Consider the following 23,194-nt stretch of genomic DNA (forward strand, 5'->3'; position numbering starts at 1 on the left):
TTACAATAAACGATGATATTTTAAAACCCTTCGAAAACACCCAAACCAAATAAAGCAAAATCGTATTTTACAGGATCATTAGCATCCATTTCTCTCAATTTTGTATCGAGTTCTTTCAATGCTTTTGCATCATTTTGTTTTCGAGTCAGAATATTTAATTTTCGTGCAACATTACCAGAATGTACATCCAAAGGGCATGAAAGAATAGAAGTTGGAATGGATTTCCAAATTCCTAAATCAACACCTTGTTTATCATCACGAATCATCCAACGCAAATACATATTGATACGCTTTGCAGCCGAATTATTCAACGGATCTGAAATATGTTTAGATGTTCGAGTTGGATGCTCTATTTCAAAAAAAGTTTGTTTGAAATTCGAAATGGATGTTTGCATTGAATCTGAAGTTTGATGTTTTGCAAAAACTTGTTCCAATCCGTCATGATTTTGATAAATGTTACGAAGCGATTGCATGAAGAATTTCAAATCATCACTATTGAATGTTCTATGAACAAATCCATCTAAATTTTCTAAATCATTTTCAGAGAAATTCATCACAAAATCGTAAGGCGAATTTCCCATCAACTGCATCATTTTATTCGCATTATTGATAATCATTTTACGATTTCCCCACGCAATTGTTGCCGTTAAAAACCCAGCAATTTCAATATCTTCTTTCGCAGAAAATCTATGCGGAATCTGTACTGGATCAGAATCGATAAAGTCTAATGTATTATATTGAAGAACTTTTTCGTCTAAAAAATCCTTTATTTCTTTTTGATTCATTTAGATTTCAGTTTGAAAAATTCCATCAGCCATCACCAATTTTCGATCGGTCATATTTGCTAACTCTTCATTATGCGTCACAATGACAAAAGTTTGCCCAAATTCGTTTCGAAGATTGAAAAATAATTCGTGTAATTCTTCAGCATTTTTCGAATCTAAATTACCCGAAGGTTCATCAGCAAAAACAACTTTTGGTTGATTGATTAGTGCACGAGCAACTGCTACACGTTGTTGTTCTCCTCCAGAAAGTTGATTCGGTTTATGCGTTAATCGGTGCGAAAGTCCTAAATAAGACATCAACTCTTTTGCACGCTTTTCGGCTTCTGCTTTTTTTGTTTTCTTGATAAAAGCTGGAATACAAATATTTTCTATTGCATTAAATTCTGGCAACAATTGATGAAACTGAAAAATGAATCCAATGTTTTCGTTACGAAATTTAGATAAATCGCGATCGTTTAATTTCGTAATATCTTGTCCCGCAATCTGTATAGAAGTATTATATTTCTTTGGTTCAGAACTTTTTTCTAATGTTCCTAAAATTTGAAGCAAAGTTGTTTTTCCTGCTCCTGAAGCACCAACTATAGAAACAATTTCTTTCTCTGCAATAGATAATGAAACATTTTTTAACACTTCTAATTCACCAAATTTCTTAACAATATTTTCTGCCTTTATCATGGTGTAAAGATATAAATTAAGTCGTAAGTGTTTAGTTATAAATTTTAAGTTTTTGATTAATGATTAGTAATTATTCAAAATTATCTCTACTAACTACATTAGTTTTTGGTGTACTTCATACGATTTAAAATTTATATAATATTTGTTTTGACTTTCTATATCATTAATATTCGTATCTTGTGGCATCAAAATAAATAATTTTATTTGCTTTTTTAGCATAAGCTGATAAAATTAATATGGCAAAATTTAGAATACATCAACAATATTTTTATTTTTGTAATTGAAAAATCAAAAAAAATGAATCTTCACGAATATCAAGGAAAAGAAATTCTTAGTAAATATGGTGTAAAAGTACAACGTGGTATCGTTGCTACTACACCAGAAGAAGCTGTAGAAGCTGCTAAAAAGTTAACTGAACAAACTGGTACAGGTTGGCATGTTGTAAAAGCACAAGTACACGCAGGTGGTCGTGGAAAAGGTGGTGGAGTAAAGCTTGCTAAAAACTTGGACGAAGTTAAAGAGAAAGCAAACGAAATCATCGGAATGCAATTAGTTACGCCTCAGACTTCGGCTGAAGGGAAAAAAGTTCATCAAGTTTTAATCGCTGAAGATGTTTATTATCCAGGTGAATCTGAAACTGAAGAATACTATGTTTCTGTATTATTAGATCGTGCAACTGGTAAAAACATGATTATGTATTCTACTGAAGGTGGAATGGATATCGAGGAAGTTGCTGAATCTACTCCAGATAAAATCTTTACAGAGGAGATCGATCCAGCTGTAGGAATCCAAGGTTTCCAAGCGCGTAAAGTTGCTTTTAACTTAGGTTTATCAGGAAACGCTTTCAAAGATGGTGTTAAATTTATCACTGCTTTATATAATGCATACGTTGCAATTGACGCTTCTATGTTCGAAATTAACCCAGTTCTTAAAACATCTGATGATCAAATTATCGCTGTAGATGCTAAAGTATCTATTGATGATAACTCATTATTCCGTCATGCAGATATCGCTGCTTTACGTGATACAAGAGAAGAAGATCCAACAGAAGTTGAAGCTGGAGAAGCTGGATTAAACTTCGTAAAATTAGACGGTAACGTAGGATGTATGGTTAACGGAGCTGGTTTAGCAATGGCAACTATGGATATCATCAAATTATCTGGTGGTAACCCTGCAAACTTCTTAGACGTTGGTGGTACTGCTGATGCTGAGCGTGTAGAAAAAGGTTTCCGTATTATCTTAAAAGATAAAAATGTAAAAGCTATCTTAATCAACATTTTTGGTGGTATTGTACGTTGTGACCGTGTTGCTCAAGGTATTTTAGATGCTTACAACAATATGGGTGACGAAATTAATGTGCCAATTATTGTTCGTTTACAAGGAACAAATGCAGAAATCGCTAAGAAAATGATTGATGAATCAGGTTTCGCTGTTCACTCGGCTATCACATTAAAAGACGCTGCTGATAAAGTAGAAGAATTAGTAGGTTAAGATTTAACTTATTTACAATATATAAAACCTCTCAAAGAATTTTTGAGAGGTTTTTTTGTGGATATTATTTTGCATTTAATAATATAGTGAAATATTCTATACATAGCTACTACTGTAGTAGATAATTTTAAAAATACCAGCATGTAAGATTACTATATAAACATTTGTAAATCAATAAATAAAATACTACTTTAGTTGAAATTAATATTAACCTAAATAAACCTTATGCAAAAAATTCTATTATTTATAGGATGCATAACATCTATATTTTGTTATGCTCAGAGTCCTATATCAAAATTTGATATAGATTATCTTAATGAACATTCTTTAAGTTTTACAAATAAAACAGAAGGAGCGACAACTTCTGTTTCATGGGAATTCTCTGGAGGAGTTCCTTCAACTTCAAATACCGCAAACCCAACTGTATCCTACTCAATACCTGGAACATATGAGGTCAAATTAATTTCGAAAAATGATTTCGGAAGTTCCACTTCTATTAGAACAATAAAAGTCTCTAGTTCAAATATCATAGACCTTGGTTCTGGAAGAAATGATGATGGAACAATTATGTCTGATTCAGGAATATCTGACCCAGATTGGACATATACTGACCCGAGTAATAACACAAGTACTCCATATACTAGATATACTGCAACAGCAGCGGGTTGGTCAACAGCCTCAGTAGGTAATATTTCAGGTGTAACAAGATGGATAACTGGCGGTAGTGTAGAAACAGGTGATCATTATTATAAAAGTAAAGTATTTGAAATCCCACAAGGTACTACAGGTTATTTAAATTTGAGAACTCTATCCTTTGTCAGAAACTGGACTTATTTAGTTAAGAAGAATGATGACGGAACAGAAACAGAAACAGAAATAACAAGAACTTCATGGATGAATGATGGTGCAAAAGGCTGGCTTAATTCGAGAAGTCCTGAAGTAATTAATTATCGCTTATCATCAGGAATTTATTATATAAAAGTAAAAGCTTATACAAACACTACAGGTCAAAGACAAGCAATTGATGTTAATGGAAATGTTAGCTTTGGTAATAGTTATTCTTTCTCTCCACAAGCTGAATTTTCAGCAAATCCAATGATTGCTTTTATTAATGAAAATATTCAGTTTAATAATCTTACACAAATTCAAACATCAAATGTTAGTTGGAAATTTAATGATGGAAACAATTTTATATCAAGTTCAGAAAATAATCCTAATATTAGTTTTGCCACAATTGAAGATCATGATGCCGAATTAACTTTAGATTATGGAAATAATTTAATATCAAGTTTAAAAGTTGAAAAATTTATTTCGACAAAAGATGAAACAGATTTTTCAAAAGCTCCAAATAGTTATATTTTTTACAATGAAGGAAAACTTCCCAACGGCAAGAGAGCTGAAGGATTATATATTCCTGTTAAAAAAGCATACCAAATGTGGAGTAAAGGAAGATATATGCAAAACGAAGAAGGAATATATACACCTATTGACATTAATGGAACACAAAGCGCTTCTGTATTTTGGGAAGATGTTGATGGATTAATAAAATCTGTATCGATAGACAATCAATTAGGAACTGGTGAAAATGCAAGATTAAAAGTCATAATAGATAATAATAAAGGGAAAGGAAATGCAAGTATAGCTTTTAGAGTTAATGGAGTTATTTATTGGACGTGGCACGTTTGGGTTACTGACAACCCTGAAAATGGAGCTCAATTTGGTCAAGATTTTGAAACAGATATCAATGGTGTTGCCTTTCAGCCACAGTATATGGATAGAAACTTAGGCGCAACAAATGTTAATTTTATAGGGAATGATTGGCATAAATCAGGAGGTTTATTATTTCAATGGGGTAGAAAAGACCCATTTCCTCCTTTAGTATATAAAGACTTCTCCTTTTATGAAATAACAGGAGATATAGGTAGTATTAGACATAAAAGTTCTGCCTTAGGAACTCCTATTTCTTTAAGAATAAGAGGAGTAAATACTCCTTCAAATAATATTAACTCAAACATTAGATACTCTATAAACAATCCTATTGATATGATTATTCATGGAACACAAGATGGTACATGGTTTTCTAATCAACAATATAAAGTTTCAAGTGCAAATCTAGTTGATATAGAAACTTGGGATTTATGGTCTGACAATAGAAAAGGACTTAATAGTAATGCATCAAGTAGTAACTCTGCATTAGCAGCTGATAGCAAATCGTATGAATTAAAATCAGAATTTGACCCATGTCCAAATGGATGGAGGGTGGCATCTCATTATGGTAGAAATACAGTAAATAATAACTTAAATCCATTTGGAAGAAGAAACAGTGGCGTAAATGATGATACAATCCCTTTAAACAGAGACTTAGATCCAAACATTATAAATCCTGTTTTAAATGGAATAAAAGTTTACCCTGGTTTAGGATTTGATTTTACTGGAGTTACAAATAGGAATCTAGGAATTCTTTCTATAAATGGTAATTATGAATTTTACAGTTCTAACGATGGAAGCTCTATGAGCGCTGTTTATCAAGACCAAAGTTCTGATGGAAGTTTACACACAGCTACTTATGGTATAGGAGGAGTAAGAAATATTACATTATTTAGTGATCCTGAAAAATCAAATGTTTCTAGTACAGGATATAATTCTTTCTTAGTTAATCAAACTTCAAAAACCAATGGGGCAGATGGTATACGATGTATGAGAGATCCAAATCTAATGTTATTACCTATTGAATATGATACTGAGTTTATTATATCAACAAATAACGATCAAACTGATTACAAATCTTGGACTAAACAACCAAATAGTATAATTGTGATGACAGGAGACAATAACGAAATTGTCAAATCTGATAAAATTGTCAAAATAAGTCTAAAAAAAGCTTATGCAATGCATAAACTATATTTATCAGAGAATAATCAATTACCTATAGGAGCTTACAATAATGCTAGCGTTGTATGGACTTCAAATAATAAATTAATAAAAAAAGCTATTATTACAGGTTTATACCCTGATCAATATTTAGAAGTTACAGTATCAGCTCAAGAAAAAGGTAATGCAGTTGTTGGCTTCCATAAAGGTAATAATGGAATATGGGAAACAAATAATCCTGATAAAATTTTATGGAGTTGGCATATATGGGCTCCTATCACAGATCCATCAAATGAAAACAATCTAATTACATATACTACAGAGTCTATCGAAAACGGAGGAATAATTCCAACTACAAGTGGACATTTTGTAAATCCAACAAAAAGCTTAAATCCTCCATTGAAAACTATATTTATGGACAGAAATTTAGGAGCTTTAAACCCTTTACCTTCTACTCTTGTCCGTCCTAATTTGACAGTCGAAAAGGAATCTAAAACAACCATTCAACAATCAGGAGGATTACATTATCAATGGGGAAGAAAAGATCCTCTTCCTACATTTCATTACCCAGGAGGTGACCAGTATATGAGTGCTCATAACAATAGTGTTAGAGTGAGCCCTACCTATAATATTTTTAAACAAATCGGTATAGATAATTTTGGAAATGTAATCTATGATACCAATCCAATTACTGAAAGTATCTTTATGTCAACTGATAATGTTAATGGCTACTCGAAAGAATGGAATAATTATAAACAAATTGCCAACGTATCTGAAAGTGATAAAAAGAATGTAAAAATTAGAAAAATAATTAAATTCTCTACTGAAAATCCTTTATCTTATTTATTTAGAAATAGAACTGGATCCGAAATAGGATTTGAAGATGCAGGTCCCCTTTATGCAAAAACCTCTCAAGTAAAAGATTGGATTTCAGATGAAAATGGTTTAGCTCTTGATAGATGGGGACATGGAACTGAAAAATCTCCTTATGATCCTTGTCCGGAAGGGTGGCGTGTTCCAGATACTACTAAAGCAAATCTATTTGCTGGTGGACCAAAAGGTTCATATGCAAAAGGTAGCTCTCCTTGGTTTTATAATGGCTATAATACAAATAATAGCTTTGCCACTTATGGTATTACACAAGGAGAAATCAATCCTTTAACTGGAGGAGCAACAAATAATATAATATCAGATAAAAAGTATCCTGGATATACACTTTCTATCACTACAGAAGGTAGTACCCCAAGTAGTCGAACAGGTTGGGTATTTGATTTTACTAATTCCAAATATAATATAGGCAACATTCCTACAACTGGTATTAGAGGTATTTTAGGAGGAAATGACTGGAAAAATCCTCGATATTTAAGTTACCCAAATGCTGATAATTATAGATATCAAACAGGACTATGGACAAGTTCTCCTGGTGATCATTTCTCTGGTTACGCTATTGGTCTAAGTATTAATAGTACTTCTGGATGGGGAGGAAATCTCGCGTCGGGATATGGTTTTTATCCTCAAGCTGCAATGGCTGTAAGATGTGTTAAAGATACTGAAAGATATATGGGTGATTTAGAATATACTTCTTCTTCTAAATCTTCTTCTTCTATTACCTCTCTTTTAAACATAAAATCAAACGAAAAAAGAAATGAATTCATTTTGTACCCAAACCCTGTTAATGATTATTTAACAATAAATGGTGATTTAAATAAAAATTATTTATATCAAATTTTAGATACTTCAGGAAGAGTAATTATTGAAGGAGAATTTATTAATAATAAAACTAACTTATCAAACCTTAAAACGGGAGTATATTTTATTGTAATAAACAATAATTACACCTATAAAATTATAAAAAATTAATATAAAACTCCTGAATTCATAAAAAAACCTCCGCTCAATAACTTGAGCGGAGGTTTCTTTTTACGCATATTTAGTAAAGTCTATATATCGTCAAAATCGATATTGGTAAAAGATTCAACTTGTGTTTCTTCTTTACTCACAACTTTATTTTTTGGATCAAAATCTTTCTGATGTCTTTCCGAAATTACCTCTTGTCCTTTTTGTGCAAAAACAAAATCAGTCGTTTCGTCTAACATATCTTTGAAACTTTCAAAATCTTCTTTGTACAAGTAGATTTTATGTTTTTTGTAATACACATTTCCATCGTCCTGCGTATTTTTTTTACTTTCTGTAATTGTCAAGTAATAATCACCTGCTCTTGTTTCGCGAACATCGAAGAAATAAGTTCTTCTACCTGCCCTTAATACCTTTGAAAAGACTCCTTCTGCATCCACCTTTTCTTGGTTTTCAAAATCATTCATAAGTCTAAATAGAGTTTAATTGTTAAATGTTTCCTAACAAATCTAAAAAAAATTAAGAAAACAACAACATTTTAAACAAATATTTTCTATTATTTTATTAAATCTCTATTAATAAACTTAATCTAATAGTTGTTTATTGTACAATTCATAATAATAACCCTGCTTATTTAATAATTCGCTGTTCGAACCGTTCTCTAAAACATGACCATCTTCTAAAACCAAAATCTGATCTGCACGCTTTGCAGAAGACACACGATGCGTAATAATGATGGTTGTTTTACCATTAATTTCAGAAGATAAATTATTTAAAATTTGTTCTTCTGTTTCTGTATCTACAGCTGATAAACTATCATCAAAAATTAATATTTTCGGATCATTTACCAATGCACGAGCTATTGAAACACGTTGTTTTTGACCTCCAGAAAGTGTCACGCCACGTTCACCAACAACTGTTTCGTAACGTTCTTTAAATCGATCAATATTATCATGAACAACCGCTTTCTTGGCAAAAACTTCGGCCGTTTTCTCATCTGTATCATCAGAACCAAACAAAATATTGTTGGTTAGCGAATCCGAGAAAAGGAAAGCTTCTTGCGGAACATAACCAATTTCTTCTCGAATAGATTCTACATTAATATCATGAATATTTTTACCATCAATCAAAATTTCACCAGAAGTCGGTTCCAACGAACGCGCAATCAACAGAGCAATTGTTGATTTTCCTGAACCTGTTTTTCCAAGAATCGCTAAAGTTTCACCTTTACTAATTTTGAATGAAACATTATCCAACGCTTTAATCCCTGTGTTTTCGTAAACATACGTTACATTCTTAAATTCGATTGTACCTTCTACTTCATGATTAACTAACTGTTTCTCTTTTACATCAGTTTCGGCATTCAAAAATTCGTTGATACGAGACATTGACGCTTCTGCACGCTGTACAACCATCGTAATCCAACCCAACGAAGTAAATGGCCAAATTAACATATTTAGGTAAAGGAAAAATTGAGCAATAGAACCAATATCCATTGTACCTTCAATATATTTTACTCCTCCCAAATACAAAATAACCAAATTACTCACCCCTACTACAACAACCATCAAAGGTCCAAATGCTGCTTGAATTTGAGCTAAATTAAGCGCACGTTTCTGATATTCATCTGCTTCAACTTCGTATTTAGATTTTATAAATTCTTCAGAATTGAATGATTTTATCACCCGAATTCCAGCAAAAGTATCTTGTACAGATGACGAAATCGTAGATTGTTGTTCTTGTACTCGCTTACTTTTCTTGTTAATATTTCGTGCGACATTATAGATTAACAATGATAAAATAGGCAACGGAGCCAATGTATAAAGCGTTAATTGCTTATCAATTTGCAACATAAAATATGCAATGATAACTACTCGTGACACCAAATCAATCGGATACATAATTCCAGGTCCAAGATACATACGTACCAAACCGACATCTTCGGTAATACGATTCATCAAATCGCCCGTTTTGTGTTTTTTGTAAAAGGACAACGATAATTTTTGATATTTATCGTAAATCACATTTTTCAAATCGAACTCAATATAACGCGATGCTACAATAATCATTTGTCGTGTACCAACAGTCAGAACTCCTCCCAAAACTTTAAAAAAGAAAAAAGCCAAACTGGCATACATCAAACCATCTTTCAAAAGATCGAGGTTATCTGTTCCTTCTTTCTTAAAATTCCGTAGCAATTCTTCAACTGTATTGATTGCTTCTCTAATATATGTAACGGAATAAACTTGCACCCAATTGGCACAAATCGTAAAAATGAAGCCCAAAAAGATTCTCCATTTATACTTCCATAAAAATTTATTTAACTTTTGTAATGATTTCACAAAACAAAATTACATTCTTTTTTTTACCTTTGCATCAATTTATTAGACGTTATATCATTGAAATTATGTTGGGAAGAAGACAACTACGCGAAAAAGTAATGCAAAATATCTATGCTTACAATAGTTTAGGAACTGAAGGCGAAGAAAGAGCGGTCGAGAAAAATATGATGAAAAGTATCGATCAAATCTACGATTTGTACATTTATATCCTAAATTTGATTAAAGTTCAAAAGGACATTGCAGAGCATAAAATTGAACTTGCAAAATCAAAAAACTTTCCAACCCAAGAGGATTTAAATCCAAATTTAAAATTTGTTCAGAATAAAGTTTTCAAAATTTTAGAAGATAATCTAGAATTAACTCGTTATTCAAATGATAACAAATTTTTACTTTGGGATATTTATGATTCTTATCCAAACAATATCTATAAAAGCCTTACAGAAAGCGAAGCGTACAAAACGTACATGAGCAGTGACAAAAGATCTTTTGAAGAAGACAAAGAGTTTATCATGGACTTTTTCGTAGAATTTGTTGCTGAATATGAAGATTTACATGATTACTTAGAAGGAATTCAGATTACATGGGCAGATGATGTGCATATAGCAAATGCGATGGTACACACAACTATAAAATCATTCCGTCAAAATAGTTCTCCATTAATTTCTTTATTCAAAGTTTACAAAGATTTAGATGACAAAAAATTTACTGAAGAATTATTCCGTAAAACAATTCGTCATCAAGCAGAAACAAGAAAAATAGTTGACGAAAAAGCCCAAAATTGGGAATTAGATCGTATTGCTACAATCGATTTGATTATTTTGGAAATGGCTTTGACAGAATTTTTATATTTTTCAAACATTCCTGCAAAAGTAACAATCAATGAATATGTAGAATTAGCGAAGAGTTATTCAACAGAAAAATCACGTGTTTTTGTTAACGGAATCTTAGATAAAACATTAAAAGAGTTAAAAGACAATAATAATTTACCAAAATATGGTAGAGGTTTATTATAATAACTATTTTTTCTTAATTTTGACTAAGACAAATAATTATAAAAATGAAAAGTAAATTATTTATTTTAGGTGCATTTGCATTATCATTCGCAATCAGCTCTTGTGGAGAAAAAAAAGCTAGCGATAATTTTACAGCAGAAGAAACAGCTCAACAAGCTGAAAATGTTGTAGATCCTGCTACAGCTCCAGTTTTAACTTTAGCTGAAGCGAATCACGATTTTGGAGATGTACAAGCTAACAATAAAGTAGAAACATATATCAAGTTTAAAAACGATGGTAAATCTCCATTAGTTATTCGCGATGCGTCTGCAACTTGTGGTTGTACAGTTCCTGAATTCCCTTCTACTCCAATTGCAGTAGGAGCTACAGATTCTATAAAAGTTGTTTATACAGCTGGAAACATGAACGGAAAACAACAAAAAACAGTAACTTTAGTAACAAATACAACAAATGGTCACGAGAAATTTGACATTTCTGCAAACGTTGTTGGAGCTACTGCAAATGATCAAAATGCGCAACAAGCATTTGGACAATAAGTATTAAATCGATAAAATATAAAAATGATTCAAACAATCTTTTTACAAGCTGGTGCACAAGGCGGAGGAATGTCTATGCTTTTGATGTTCGGAGGGATGTTCGTAATTATGTACTTTTTCATGATTCGTCCTCAACAAAAGAAAGCAAAACAAGAAAAACAATTTCAAACGGATATCAAACGTGGTGATCAAGTTGTAACAACTTCTGGAATTCACGGAAAAATCAACGAAATTTATGATGACGCTGTTATCATCGAAACTGGAGCTGGAAAAATTAAATTCGAAAAAGCTGCAATTTCTCGCGAATTAACTGCTGCACGTTATTCAAAAACAACTGACAAAGCTGAGAAATCAGAAAAAGCAGTTGAAGAAAAAAACTAAGTTTAAGGTTAACATATATTTAACTGATTGCCGAAGGAATTATTCTTCGGCATTTTTTTAACTTCAAACCATGAAAAACAACCAGCCTTTTGTAGCAGGAATTACAGGCGGAATAGGCTCTGGCAAAAGCACAGCAGCAAAAATATTTGAAGAATTAGGTATTCCAGTATATAATTCTGATACGAGAGCGAAAACGATTCAGAATGAAAACTCTGAAGTAAAAGTTAAAATTATTGCAGCTTTTGGTGAAGAAGCGTACCATGAAAATGGTTTGAATAAACCATTTATTTCAAAACAAGTTTTTCAGAATAATGAAAAATTGAAGCTATTAAATTCAATTGTACATCCAGCAGTTTTCCAAGATTTTGAAGATTGGAAAAAAGCTCAAAAATCGAACATTGTAATGAAAGAAGCTGCTATTTTAATAGAAAGTGGTAGTTATAAAGATTGCGATGTTGTGATAAGTGTGGTGGTTGATGTAGAAACGCGAATTGCACGAACTATAAAAAGAGATGGTTTATCACGAGAAGAAATTCTTGCAAGAATAAACAATCAGATTTCGGACGAAGAACGAATCGCTAAATCAGATTTTATCATTGATAATAATGGCGATTTAGCTCACTTGAAAAATGAAGTGGAACAAACGTTTATCAAAATCAAAAAAATGATTTAATTGTCCAGACTTTAATAAAAGAAGAAAAATCAGAAAAGATTAAACTATTTTTAATCATTCAATAAAAAATAAATGAAAAAAGGATTTTATAAAATCTTAATCGTTATCATGAGTGTTGCGCTTATAGGCTTGATTATAATTCAATTCTATTGGCTAAATTTAACAATTCAGAACGGTACAGAAAGTTTCAATAACAATGTGTACCAGGCTATGAATTATACGACTGAAAAAATAAATAAAAATGAATTAGAGTTATATTATAAGAAATTCAATAACATTCAGTCTGATTTAAAATCAAATAAGGATAAACCTCAGGTTGTAACAAATCAAGTAATTAAAGATTCTCTTGGTGTTACTTATGCCTATGTTACTCGTTATGTAGTAGAAAAGTCGATGTCACCTTCTTCTGGTAAATATAATGACAGTCTAACAAAAGCAAATATATACTCACAAGAACGAGTATTTAAGATAGATAAAGATTCATCCGCAAGAGGAATTCCAAATCTTAATTTGAACTTTGAACATGCTTTACAAGACGGAACATTTACACTAGAGAGTGCAGCTCGCTGGGATGCAGGAACTACACCAATAGACAAGCGTGTTTCATATGAAATATTAGATTCTATTCTTAAAAATGAATTGCGAAACAGAGGTATCAATCAGGCGATGCCTATCTTGGCTGTTTTAAAGAAAGATTCAACCGAAACAAATGTCAAATCAAAAGATTTTGATCGCAATAAAATAGAATTCATGGTTCCTCTATTTTTAGATAGAAAAGATCATATTGAATATTATTTAGCAGCAAATTTTGTCAACAGAAAATTAGCAATTGTTGCACCAACAGTTCCTGTTATTTCATTGACATTTATCTTAACAATGATTATTATTACGGTTTTTTCTTTATCAATTTATTACATGCAATTGCAAAGAAAGAGTTCGGAGATCAAGACAGATTTTATCAATAACATGACACACGAATTTAAGACACCTATTGCAACTATTAATATTGCATCTGATGCTTTGAGAAATGAAAAAATATATACAGATCCTGAAAAAGTAAAATATTATGCTGATTTGATTAAGCAAGAGAATAAGCGCATGAATGCTCATGTAGAAATGGTATTACGAATGTCAAAGCTTGAACGTAATCAGATGGATATGAATTTTCAGGAAGTTAACTTAAATGGTGTGGTACAAAAAAGTATTGAGCCGATAAGATTTATTGTAGAAGAAAGAAATGGTACAATATTTGAAGAATACAACGCAGAACAGTCATTTGTCAACGGAGATCCGTTCCATTTAGAGAATATGATTATTAATGTGTTGGATAATGCTCGTAAATATTCTCCGGACACGCCAGAAATTAGAGTTAAAACATACAACAAAGACAACAATTTTTTAATTGAGATTTCTGATAAAGGAATGGGTATGTCACAAAATGTACTGAAAAAAATATTTGAACAATTTTATAGAGAAGAAACGGGAAATATACACAATGTAAAAGGTCATGGACTTGGATTGTCTTATGTCAAAAAAATTGTTCAGCTACATGGCGGACAAGTTTGGGCAGAAAGTTCAGCAGGAAAAGGAAGTACTTTTTTCATTAAAATTCCTTTAAAATCATAGATCAATGAGTGATAAACAACGATTACTTTTAGTAGAAGATGATCCAAGCTTCGGAAGTGTATTAAAGGATTATTTAGTTATAAACGATTTTGACGTAACGCACGCAATCGATGGTGAGGATGGTCTTGCCAAATTTAAAGAAAGTGATTATGATCTATGCATCCTTGATGTAATGATGCCTAAAAAAGATGGCTTTACATTAGGAAAAGAGATCAAAGAACTAAAAAGTGAACAACCAATTATATTTTTAACAGCGAAAAACATGCGTGAGGATGTTCTGAATGGTTACAAAATTGGTGCAGATGATTATGTCTTGAAACCATTTGATTCAGAAGTTTTATTGTATAAAATAAAAGCTGTTTTACAACGTAATTCTGGTGAAGAAGAAAAATTTGAACAAGAAGATTTCAAAATTGGTAAATTTACGTTCAATGCAAAATTGAGACAATTAATTTACGATGGTAAATCGCAAAAACTTTCACCAAAAGAAAACGAATTGTTACGTTTATTAGCAGTTTACAAAAACGATTTAATGCCTCGTGAGATTGCTTTAACACGTATTTGGCACGATGATAATTATTTTACATCACGTTCAATGGACGTATATATTGCGAAATTACGTAAATATTTGAAGAAAGATCCAGCAGTAGAAATCGTGAATATTCACGGAGAAGGATTCCGACTTTTAATTCAAGAATAAGATTACAATCTTTATAACCACAAAAACCTCAACATAGTTGAGGTTTTTGTGTGATATTGTATTTTTAATTATCAACTTCCGCTCCTAAATTTCTGTATTGTTGACGAAACTTTTCAGCCCATTTAAACCATTCATCATATTGTGCATCAGGATGATTTTCTTTATCTAAAAAAGTCTTAATATAATTATCAGAAAAATCTTTTGGATAATTCTGCATTGTATCGAATTCATTATTTAACCAAGCTTCGTTTAGAATATAATTCATTCGATTAACATCAAAATGATTTCCATATTCGTGATAAGATCCTGTTGCAGATGATTTAAAAGTCGTCTTCAAAACTTCTTGATTAGTTCTTGCAAAAATTACCTTTTTATTTTTATGATACCAAGCAGCAGCGTTTCTCAGTTGTTGTTTTTCATCTACTTTACCTTTAGCATCTTCCCAAATAGAGAGCCAATAATCTCTTCGATACAAGCCCATCAAAATAGAATTTAAAGACCAATACTTACGTTTAGTTTTATTATCAACCAAACCTAATTTATATAAAATTGTAAAGAATTTATATTTATTATACATGAATAAATCCATTACAAATTTATTCGAGGTGAATAATTTTTCAGGTTGTGTTTTATTTAGATGATCAGATAATTTATCTATTATCAAATTTTTATCATCAGAATAATTTCCTAACCAACCCAACTTTAATAACGGAATTGAAAAAAGTTTCATTTCTCTTACAACCTCATCAATATTGATAAATTTAGTAAACCACACATCATCTTCTGTTACCAAAACATAATCTGTCGAAGATTTAACTTCATTAAACCATAAATCTGTTGGAATGGTAAAACCATCTATTCTTTTTCCTTCAGTAATATTATCTTCAATCGCTTGAACTTTATCTTCATATTGTTTAGATGTAATAATTCTTGCATTTGGAAATTTTGATTTAATGACTTCTAAATATTTTTCCGGAGTACCATCATCCAAAACTTTAATTTCAAAATTACCTTTTGCACAAGAATAAATTGAATGTAAACAACGCTCCAAATAATAAGGACGATTGAAGGACTTGATGATTATTGTGGTCATATTTTTATTATTGGGAAAAATTTAAAAATCAATTTCGAATATACTTTTCGAACAGTTCTTATTAAGAATATATTATAATAAATAGAATTTAATTTAAACTTATTTAATAGCTCTGGGTAAGATTCTAAATCATATTTAATTGCAAGATTTAATATATATTTCTTATCCGAAATTGTTAGTTTATTATTCAAATAGTTATCTAATATTTTGTTTGTAGTATCAGATAATTTATATTCTCTTTTATTGAAGACTTTCCTTGCTTCTTCCATACTAATTATCACTTTCAATTTATCTGTACTTCTTGAAATAGAATCATTTAACAATCTATAACTCAGTAAACTTTCATCTAAGTTTTCTAATTTATATCCTCTAAGTAAATGTTGAAGATGGAAATCAAAATCCTCACATCCTAAAAAAACATACCGATATCTAATTGAAGATCTTCGAAACATTAATGTTGGATGATACATCGGATTGGTATAATTAAATTTATCTACAATTTTTAAAAATCCTTGTGTAGCATTTTTTTTACGTATAAATAAACCTTCTTCATTAATAAGGTTTATTGAACTTCCAACCATAAAGGTATTTTGATTATTATCTAAATAGTCTATTTGAGTTTTAAATCGTTTAGAATCGCATATATCATCTGCATCCATTCGCGCTATATATTCACCTCTTGCAATATCTAATCCTATGTTTAAATTTTCTACAAACCCAATAAAGCCTTTATTTTTTTCTTTATTAATTAATTTTATTCGAGAGTCTTTATACGTGTTAATTATATCTAATGATTTATCAGTAGAAGCATCATTTATTATAATAAACTCAAAATCTTTAAATGTTTGAATTAATACAGAATCTATAGCTTCTGCCAAATATTGCTCGGCATTGTATACAGACATTATAACACTTAATTTTAGGCTCATACACTATTGTTTAGCTTGAATTAAATGCTCTTGTTTATTCACAATGATTGTATTTGAAGGAATATCTTTATGGACAACACAGCCCGCTCCAATGATTACATTATCTCCTACTGTTACTCCTTTTAAAACTACTACATTAGCACCAAGCCAACAGTTTTTCCCAATAATTATTGGAGCCGTTGTAAACTCTTTATGGGATACTTCTACAGAATTATATTTATGATTATGATCATAAAACTTTACCCCTTCTCCTATTAATGTATTTTCTCCTATTACAATATTCTCCAAACAATTAATAGAGCAATTGTTGTTCATAATAACATGATCAGATAATTTTAAAAAAGCATTTCTCCCAACAACTAAATTAAATCCATGTCTGATATCAATAAAATTTCCAAATTCTGTTCTTGATGTATCGTGAACCATTAAAGTAGTATTATCACCAAGTTTGAATTTTTTTCCTATTATAATATTCTTATGAGATAAAAAATATAGCTTATTAAGTTTAATCTTTATCTTAAAAATTAGTTGTACTATTTTATTCAACATGTTTTCTATAAATAATTTTATATGTTAGGACTCTTTATGCATCTCCTTAAATCCTTCAGTCCATTTTTTCCATTTATCAGCAAATGAAGAACTGTCATTCTTTTTCAATATATCATAAATATATTCTATTGAAAAATCATTTGGATGATTCTCATAAGAATTGAATTCATCATTATACCAAAGTTCATTCAATATATAGTTGAATTTTATTAAATCAAAATTTTCTTCAATATTGAACGCATTAAAAGAAGCAGAAGAACAATAAGAAGTTTCCATAACACGATTTTTCAAAAGTGTATACTTAGTCGTTCCTTTTGTCTTTATATCCCAACCAACAGCATTTGCAAGCTGAAGATCTTCAACAACTCTCTTATATTTATCTTTCCAGATATATAATAAATAATCTTTACGCATCATAGCCATTGGAATATCATACATCTTCCATAGCTCATTCCTCCAATGTTTAGGAAGTAAATTAAGTTTAGTCAATTTATTCCTAATATCAAAACTATTGTTTAGTAAAATATTGTAAAGCTTCTGAGATTTTATAATATACTTCGGATTATGATACGCAATTGTTTCAGTTAATGAATAATTAATTGTTTCAGTAATATCACGTCCCATCTTTAAAATTTGCGAACCATATTTCTCCATCTCATTTGCATAAAAAGGCATATCAAAATTATCTACAAACCAAACATCATCTTCAGTAATGATTAATATTTCCGAGGATTCTGCAATTGCATTGTACCACAAGTCTGTAGGAATTCGAGTATCATGATATTGTTCAATTCCTTGAAGATGTCTATTTAATTTTTCTATTTTTTCATTTCTATAACTAGAAAATTTAAATTCTACATTAGGATATTTTTCCTTTATTTTATCAAGATATTTTTGCGGTGTTCCATCATCCAAAACAATTATTTCCAAATCATTTGCGTCATTCACCTTTTCGTATATACTTTTCAAACAACGATCTAACAAATATGGACGATAATAGCTTTTGATAAGAATATTCATGATTCAGATTATTTATTTAATAATTTCAAAAAAGTACTCTCCCAAATACTCATAATGTTTTCAAGTTCATATTTTTTTGACACCTTTATCGCTTCTTCAGACATTTGAAGTCTTAATTCTTTGTTTGATATTAATGTTTTTAAACTTTCTGCAAAATTATCCACATCAAACGGGGTTACTAAAAAATCATTTAATTGACTATCGCCCATCATTTGCTTAGGTCCATTCTTACATTCAAACGCAACAGGAGCTAAACCACAAGATAATGCCTCTATAAGCACCAATGGAAATCCTTCGAAACGGGAACTCAAAGCAAAAATGGAATGCTCAGAAAACACTTGATTAATATCTTTCCTAGGTTTGAAAATATTCACACTATTCTCTAAATTTAATTCTTTAACTTGAAGCTTTAACTCTTCTTCTAATTCTCCTGATCCATAGATATCCAATTGCCAATTTGGAAAATCTTTATTTACAATTGCCCATGCATCAATTAGATAGTTAAACCCTTTTTGATAAGTAAATCGTCCTACCGCCAAAACTTTCTCTAATTCAGTATTTGCTTTAATTGGATTAATTGTAATCGGATTTGGAATATTAATAATATTAGAAAAATATCTTCCCCATTCTTCCTGATCTTGCTCTGTTAAAACAATTATTTTGTCATATTTATTTAGTGTTTTCTGAAAAAGATAAGTCTGAATTTTCATCTTCAGATTTTTGACAGACCATTTTTCTTTTAATTTTTTACTAAGTGGAGTAATATCAAAATGAAAATGATATTCCATTATTTTTTTACTACCGTCTTTTATAAGTGGTAAAAACTTGTGTTCTGCACCAAAATACATCGAGATCGCAATATCAGTTAGATTATTGTAAAAATATTCTTCTACTTTTTGGCGATAAGTTGTCATAAACTCTTTATACTGTTTTCTCTTTTCCCAATAACCTAAACCTTTCAGTTTTGAAGTTGGATCAGGAATGTTAAAATGTACAAATCTTATCTTCTCACTAAACTCGAAAAATATAGGATCTTCAAATTGACTATAAGTTATAATGGTAACCTCATGATGAAGTACATCAGCCAAATAATTTGCTTTTACATTCAGCATTCGTTCTGTACCTGCAGAATCTTTCAGATTTGGAAAAAAGTATGCTATTTTCATTATAATCTATTTACTCCAAATAAAAGATGTGTATCTGAAAATAAAGTAAGGTAATATATTATAATATTTTATCATTTTACTTTGAGAAAAATCTTTATAGTTAGCTGTTTTCTTTACGAATTTATGCCACTCTGCTAATTCTTTATTTGCATCAGAAAAAGACATATGATGTAGAATTCTGTAATACATTTCTACCAAATTTTTCAGAGATTTTATTGTAAATTCATTTTTATTTTTTGATAAATTCGATTTATTTTCTAAATATTTTTGGTAATAATACCTAATAACAGTTTCTACACTTTTTCTATTCTTACGAATACTTTCAGGCGCAATCGTTTGTCCATCTCTTCCTATAAAATAACGATATAACTGCAAATTTGTATAATATAAATCTTTTGCAAAAAATAGTGGAATTGAGGCAAAAAGTGTATCTGTATAGAATACTTTTTCTGGGAAATCTATTTCTGATTTTCTCAAAATTTCAGTTTTATATGTCAAACGATGCATCACAAAAACATCACCTTCTAACTTATTTATTTCTTCATCAAGTTGATAAACTTGATTGTTTTTTAAATGAGGTAAAGTCTGAAGCTCCTCTCTATTTTCGAAAACAAATTCTTTTACAAAATCCGTTACAATAACATCAGAATTAATCAGTTGTAATTCATTTACAAATTTTTCAAATTCTTGTTTGTCATACCAATCGTCAGAATCTAATACTTTACAATATTTTCCCTTTGCTTCTTTTATTCCTCTTTTTAAAACAGAACCATATCCCCCATTTTCTTTGTTAATCACAACAAAGTTTTGCGGATATTTTTCTTCATACTCTTGTGCTATTGATAGAGAATTATCAGGACTACCATCAATAATCAAAAGTATTTCTACTAAAGAGAATAATTGTTCTTTTATAATCAGTGAATCCAAGCACTTACATAAATATTCTTGGGTATTGTAAATAGGTATTATGATAGTTAATAATTTATTCATTTTCTAGTTTTGTTCTAGTTTTGTGATTCTACAACTTCCAAAGCTCTTGCAACGACTTGGTGCATGTCGTAATATTTGTACTCTGCTAATCTTCCTCCAAAAATAACGTTTGACAGTTGATCTGCTAATTGTTTATATTTTTCATAAACAATTTGATTTTTCTCATCGTTTATTGGGTAATAAGCTTCTTGACCTTCGGTCATATCTTGTGGATTTTCTCTTGTAATAATTGTTTTCGGCTGCGTACCAAATTCGAAATGTTTATGTTCTATAATTCTCGTAAATGGAATTTGACTTTCTGTATAATTAACAACAGCATTTCCTTGGTAATTTGGTTGATCTAAAATTTCATTTTCAAATCTTAAACTTCTATAATCCAAATGACCAAATTGATAATCAAAATATTCATCAATTTTACCTGTGTAAACTACATTATTCGCAAGTGAATCTAAGTTTTCTTTATCCGAAAAATAATCTACATTTAGCTTTATTTCAATCCCTTCCAACATTTTTTCTACAAGAGCTGTATAGCCGCCAATTGGAATCCCTTGATAAGTATCGTTAAAATAATTATTATCAAATGTAAATCTAAAAGGTAAACGTCTAATGATAAATGCTGGAATTTCTGTAGCTGGTCTTCCCCACTGTTTCTCTGTATAACCTTTTATAAGTTTTTCATAAATATCTTTTCCACCTAAAACCAAAGCTTGTTCTTCTAAGTTTTTAGGCTCTGTAATATGTTTATATTCTGCTCTTTGTTCTTCTATTTTCTCGAAAGCTTCTTGTGGAGTTTTTACACCCCAAAGCTGATAAAACGTATTCATATTAAAAGGAAGATTGTACAATTCTCCTTTATAATTGGCAATTGGTGAATTAGTATATCGATTAAATTCTACAAAAGAATTGACATAATCCCAAACAACTTTATTACTCGTGTGAAAAATATGAGCACCATATTTATGTACATTTATTCCTTCAACTTTTTCGGTATAGACATTTCCAGCGATATGATTTCTACGCTCTATCACCAAGCACTTTTTACCTTGCTTTGTCATTTCGTGCGCGAATATCGCTCCGAACAAACCACTTCCTATTATTAAATAATCGTATTCTTTTTTCATAGTTGTTAGTTATTAATACTTGATAAAGTTATCATTAACATCTTAATCATTTAAATCTTTATATAAAACAGATGAATGGTTAAGACGTAAATATTTATTCTCTTCAATTTTATCTAGTTTAACCTCATCTAAACCAATTAAATTCATGACTAAAGGATATAAGTACATGATAGAAACAGGTTTATCCGTAGGTTTAGTAAAGTTATAAGAATTTTGTTGTTCTTTTCTTGCAAACCAAACATAAAATGGAACTTTTGTAGATTCTTTAGAATCTGTATGTATTAATTTACCATCATTTTGCTTTAAACCATGATCTGTAAAATAAACAAGTGCTGCATTTTTCCCTTTTAACTCTTTGAATATCTGCCCTATTAAACGATCTGTATAATGAATTGAATTATCATAACAATCAAACTCATTATCTTCATTAAAATACGTTTCATTATCTGGGTATCTTAAACAGGGATTAGGATGACTCCCATTTATATGTAATAAAATTAGTTTTTTTCCTTTCTTTTGAAGAGTTTCTTTCAATTGTGGTAAAATTTCGACATCATATCCATTAATCCACATTTTATTTTTTGAGAAAGAAGCGATTTCTGTTACTCCTTTTATATTATTCTGTGTTGATAACCATGTCGTATTGTACCCATAATTATTAGCTAAATTAATTACATTATCTGACATTTTCTCAAAATCATTCTCGAAATGATCCGGCTCTATAAGACTCATCGTTAAAGGTATACTTAAATTTGTTATACCTGCTGGAGAATTGGCATCCTTGAAAATATACATATTTTCTTTTTCTTTCAATTGTTCAGGAGTTGTGTTACGAGAATAACCATACAATGACATATTCTGACGTCTTCCAGATTCTCCTATCAACACAATTAAATTTTCAATTCCTTCATGAGATTTCTTATACGTATAATTTACAACATTATCTTTCACTCCATTCATACGCTTTTGTAGCTCATACGCTCCTTTAAAATCTCTGAAATGATAAAATGTATTTTTCACCATTGGACTACCTCCTTTTGCACCTATAAAATGATGTTTAAGTAAAAAAATTCCAGGAAGTACTATCCAAATTATAGAAAATAGTTTTAAATATTTATTTGTCAAATATTTTGAACATTTAATAACAAGAATAATATTAATTCCTAACATAACTAAAGCAATACATAATGGAGCAATATAACTTGTCACCATATTCATCGCTTCAGCTATATTTGAATCCAAAACACTAACAGCCATTCCTATATTGAAACCAGAGCCATAAACAAAATAACAACAATATGATATAAACGAGTTAATTGAAACTAAAAATAAAAGTATAAATGAAAATATCTTTGTATACTTATTTTTATACAAGAAAA

The 23,194-nt window shown here is 30.1% G+C and carries 20 protein-coding genes; 8 read left to right on the plus strand and 12 right to left on the minus strand.

Annotation, left to right across the window (positions count from 1 at the left end):
- Positions 1 to 20: 20 nt before the first annotated feature.
- Both E4J94_RS08005 and E4J94_RS08010 read right to left on the minus strand, forming a co-directional pair.
- Complete coding sequence (locus tag E4J94_RS08005) at positions 21 to 785, minus strand: TIGR02757 family protein (protein ID WP_135835311.1); 765 nt, start codon at positions 783 to 785, stop codon at positions 21 to 23.
- Positions 786 to 1,460 (minus strand): ABC transporter ATP-binding protein, encoded by a 675-nt coding sequence (locus E4J94_RS08010; RefSeq protein ID WP_135835312.1) that lies wholly within the window; start codon positions 1,458 to 1,460, stop codon positions 786 to 788.
- Positions 1,461 to 1,757: 297 nt separating this feature from the next.
- Between E4J94_RS08010 and sucC the strand changes: the two genes are divergently transcribed.
- A complete protein-coding gene (gene sucC / locus E4J94_RS08015; RefSeq protein WP_135835313.1) occupies positions 1,758 to 2,951 on the plus strand; it encodes an ADP-forming succinate--CoA ligase subunit beta in 1,194 nt (397 codons plus the stop codon).
- A 225-nt stretch (positions 2,952 to 3,176) separates the two neighbouring features.
- Positions 3,177 to 7,682: a PKD domain-containing protein gene (locus tag E4J94_RS08020; protein WP_135835314.1), complete on the plus strand. Its 4,506-nt coding sequence runs from the start codon at positions 3,177 to 3,179 to the stop codon at positions 7,680 to 7,682.
- A gap of 80 nt (positions 7,683 to 7,762) precedes the next feature.
- On the opposite strand, the gene E4J94_RS08025 is transcribed toward E4J94_RS08020, so the two are convergent.
- On the minus strand, positions 7,763 to 8,143 hold the full coding sequence (locus tag E4J94_RS08025) for a PUR family DNA/RNA-binding protein (protein ID WP_114998930.1): 381 nt from the start codon (positions 8,141 to 8,143) through the stop codon (positions 7,763 to 7,765).
- A gap of 117 nt (positions 8,144 to 8,260) precedes the next feature.
- Positions 8,261 to 10,018, minus strand: a complete 1,758-nt coding sequence (locus E4J94_RS08030; RefSeq protein WP_135835315.1) for an ABC transporter ATP-binding protein — start codon at positions 10,016 to 10,018, stop codon at positions 8,261 to 8,263.
- Between E4J94_RS08030 and nusB the strand changes: the two genes are divergently transcribed.
- From nusB to E4J94_RS08060, 6 genes are all read left to right on the plus strand, one after another.
- Positions 10,009 to 11,031 (plus strand): transcription antitermination factor NusB, encoded by a 1,023-nt coding sequence (gene nusB, locus E4J94_RS08035; RefSeq protein ID WP_246034283.1) that lies wholly within the window; start codon positions 10,009 to 10,011, stop codon positions 11,029 to 11,031. The two genes, E4J94_RS08030 and nusB, sit on opposite strands and share 10 nt — an antisense overlap.
- Positions 11,032 to 11,075: 44 nt before the next feature.
- Positions 11,076 to 11,567: a DUF1573 domain-containing protein gene (locus E4J94_RS08040; protein ID WP_038331125.1), complete on the plus strand. Its 492-nt coding sequence runs from the start codon at positions 11,076 to 11,078 to the stop codon at positions 11,565 to 11,567.
- A 24-nt stretch (positions 11,568 to 11,591) separates the two neighbouring features.
- Positions 11,592 to 11,948: a preprotein translocase subunit YajC gene (yajC, locus tag E4J94_RS08045; protein WP_125350678.1), complete on the plus strand. Its 357-nt coding sequence runs from the start codon at positions 11,592 to 11,594 to the stop codon at positions 11,946 to 11,948.
- 70 nt (positions 11,949 to 12,018) lie between these two features.
- The gene (gene coaE / locus E4J94_RS08050) at positions 12,019 to 12,621 is read left to right on the plus strand and encodes a dephospho-CoA kinase (protein ID WP_135835316.1); all 603 of its coding nucleotides are present in this window, start codon (positions 12,019 to 12,021) and stop codon (positions 12,619 to 12,621) included.
- Between the two features lie 72 nt (positions 12,622 to 12,693).
- Positions 12,694 to 14,247: a sensor histidine kinase gene (locus tag E4J94_RS08055; protein ID WP_135835317.1), complete on the plus strand. Its 1,554-nt coding sequence runs from the start codon at positions 12,694 to 12,696 to the stop codon at positions 14,245 to 14,247.
- 4 nt (positions 14,248 to 14,251) lie between these two features.
- The gene (locus E4J94_RS08060) at positions 14,252 to 14,947 is read left to right on the plus strand and encodes a response regulator transcription factor (RefSeq protein WP_019974263.1); all 696 of its coding nucleotides are present in this window, start codon (positions 14,252 to 14,254) and stop codon (positions 14,945 to 14,947) included.
- A gap of 64 nt (positions 14,948 to 15,011) precedes the next feature.
- Here the strand turns inward: E4J94_RS08060 and E4J94_RS08065 are convergent, their stop codons facing one another.
- The 8 genes from E4J94_RS08065 to E4J94_RS08100 form a co-directional block, all read right to left on the minus strand.
- Positions 15,012 to 16,040: a glycosyltransferase family 2 protein gene (locus tag E4J94_RS08065; RefSeq protein ID WP_135835318.1), complete on the minus strand. Its 1,029-nt coding sequence runs from the start codon at positions 16,038 to 16,040 to the stop codon at positions 15,012 to 15,014.
- Complete coding sequence (locus tag E4J94_RS08070) at positions 16,037 to 16,969, minus strand: glycosyltransferase family 2 protein (protein ID WP_135835319.1); 933 nt, start codon at positions 16,967 to 16,969, stop codon at positions 16,037 to 16,039. The genes E4J94_RS08065 and E4J94_RS08070 overlap by 4 nt, the downstream gene beginning before the upstream one ends.
- Positions 16,970 to 16,972: 3 nt before the next feature.
- Positions 16,973 to 17,395 carry an acyltransferase gene (locus tag E4J94_RS08075; protein ID WP_135835320.1) on the minus strand — a complete coding sequence of 141 codons (423 nt, stop codon included), beginning with the start codon at positions 17,393 to 17,395 and terminating at the stop codon, positions 16,973 to 16,975.
- A gap of 147 nt (positions 17,396 to 17,542) precedes the next feature.
- A complete protein-coding gene (locus tag E4J94_RS08080; protein ID WP_135835321.1) occupies positions 17,543 to 18,538 on the minus strand; it encodes a glycosyltransferase family 2 protein in 996 nt (331 codons plus the stop codon).
- Between the two features lie 8 nt (positions 18,539 to 18,546).
- Positions 18,547 to 19,704: a glycosyltransferase family 4 protein gene (locus E4J94_RS08085; protein WP_135835322.1), complete on the minus strand. Its 1,158-nt coding sequence runs from the start codon at positions 19,702 to 19,704 to the stop codon at positions 18,547 to 18,549.
- 6 nt (positions 19,705 to 19,710) lie between these two features.
- Positions 19,711 to 20,694, minus strand: coding sequence for a glycosyltransferase family 2 protein (locus E4J94_RS08090; protein WP_135835323.1), 984 nt, complete (start codon positions 20,692 to 20,694; stop codon positions 19,711 to 19,713).
- Positions 20,695 to 20,708: 14 nt separating this feature from the next.
- Positions 20,709 to 21,815: a UDP-galactopyranose mutase gene (gene glf, locus E4J94_RS08095; RefSeq protein WP_135835324.1), complete on the minus strand. Its 1,107-nt coding sequence runs from the start codon at positions 21,813 to 21,815 to the stop codon at positions 20,709 to 20,711.
- Between the two features lie 42 nt (positions 21,816 to 21,857).
- A complete protein-coding gene (locus E4J94_RS08100) occupies positions 21,858 to 23,072 on the minus strand; it encodes a phosphoethanolamine transferase (protein ID WP_221411285.1) in 1,215 nt (404 codons plus the stop codon).
- Positions 23,073 to 23,194: the final 122 nt, after the last annotated feature.

This window comes from Empedobacter tilapiae, assembly GCF_004785645.1.
GTDB lineage: Bacteria > Bacteroidota > Bacteroidia > Flavobacteriales > Weeksellaceae > Empedobacter > Empedobacter tilapiae.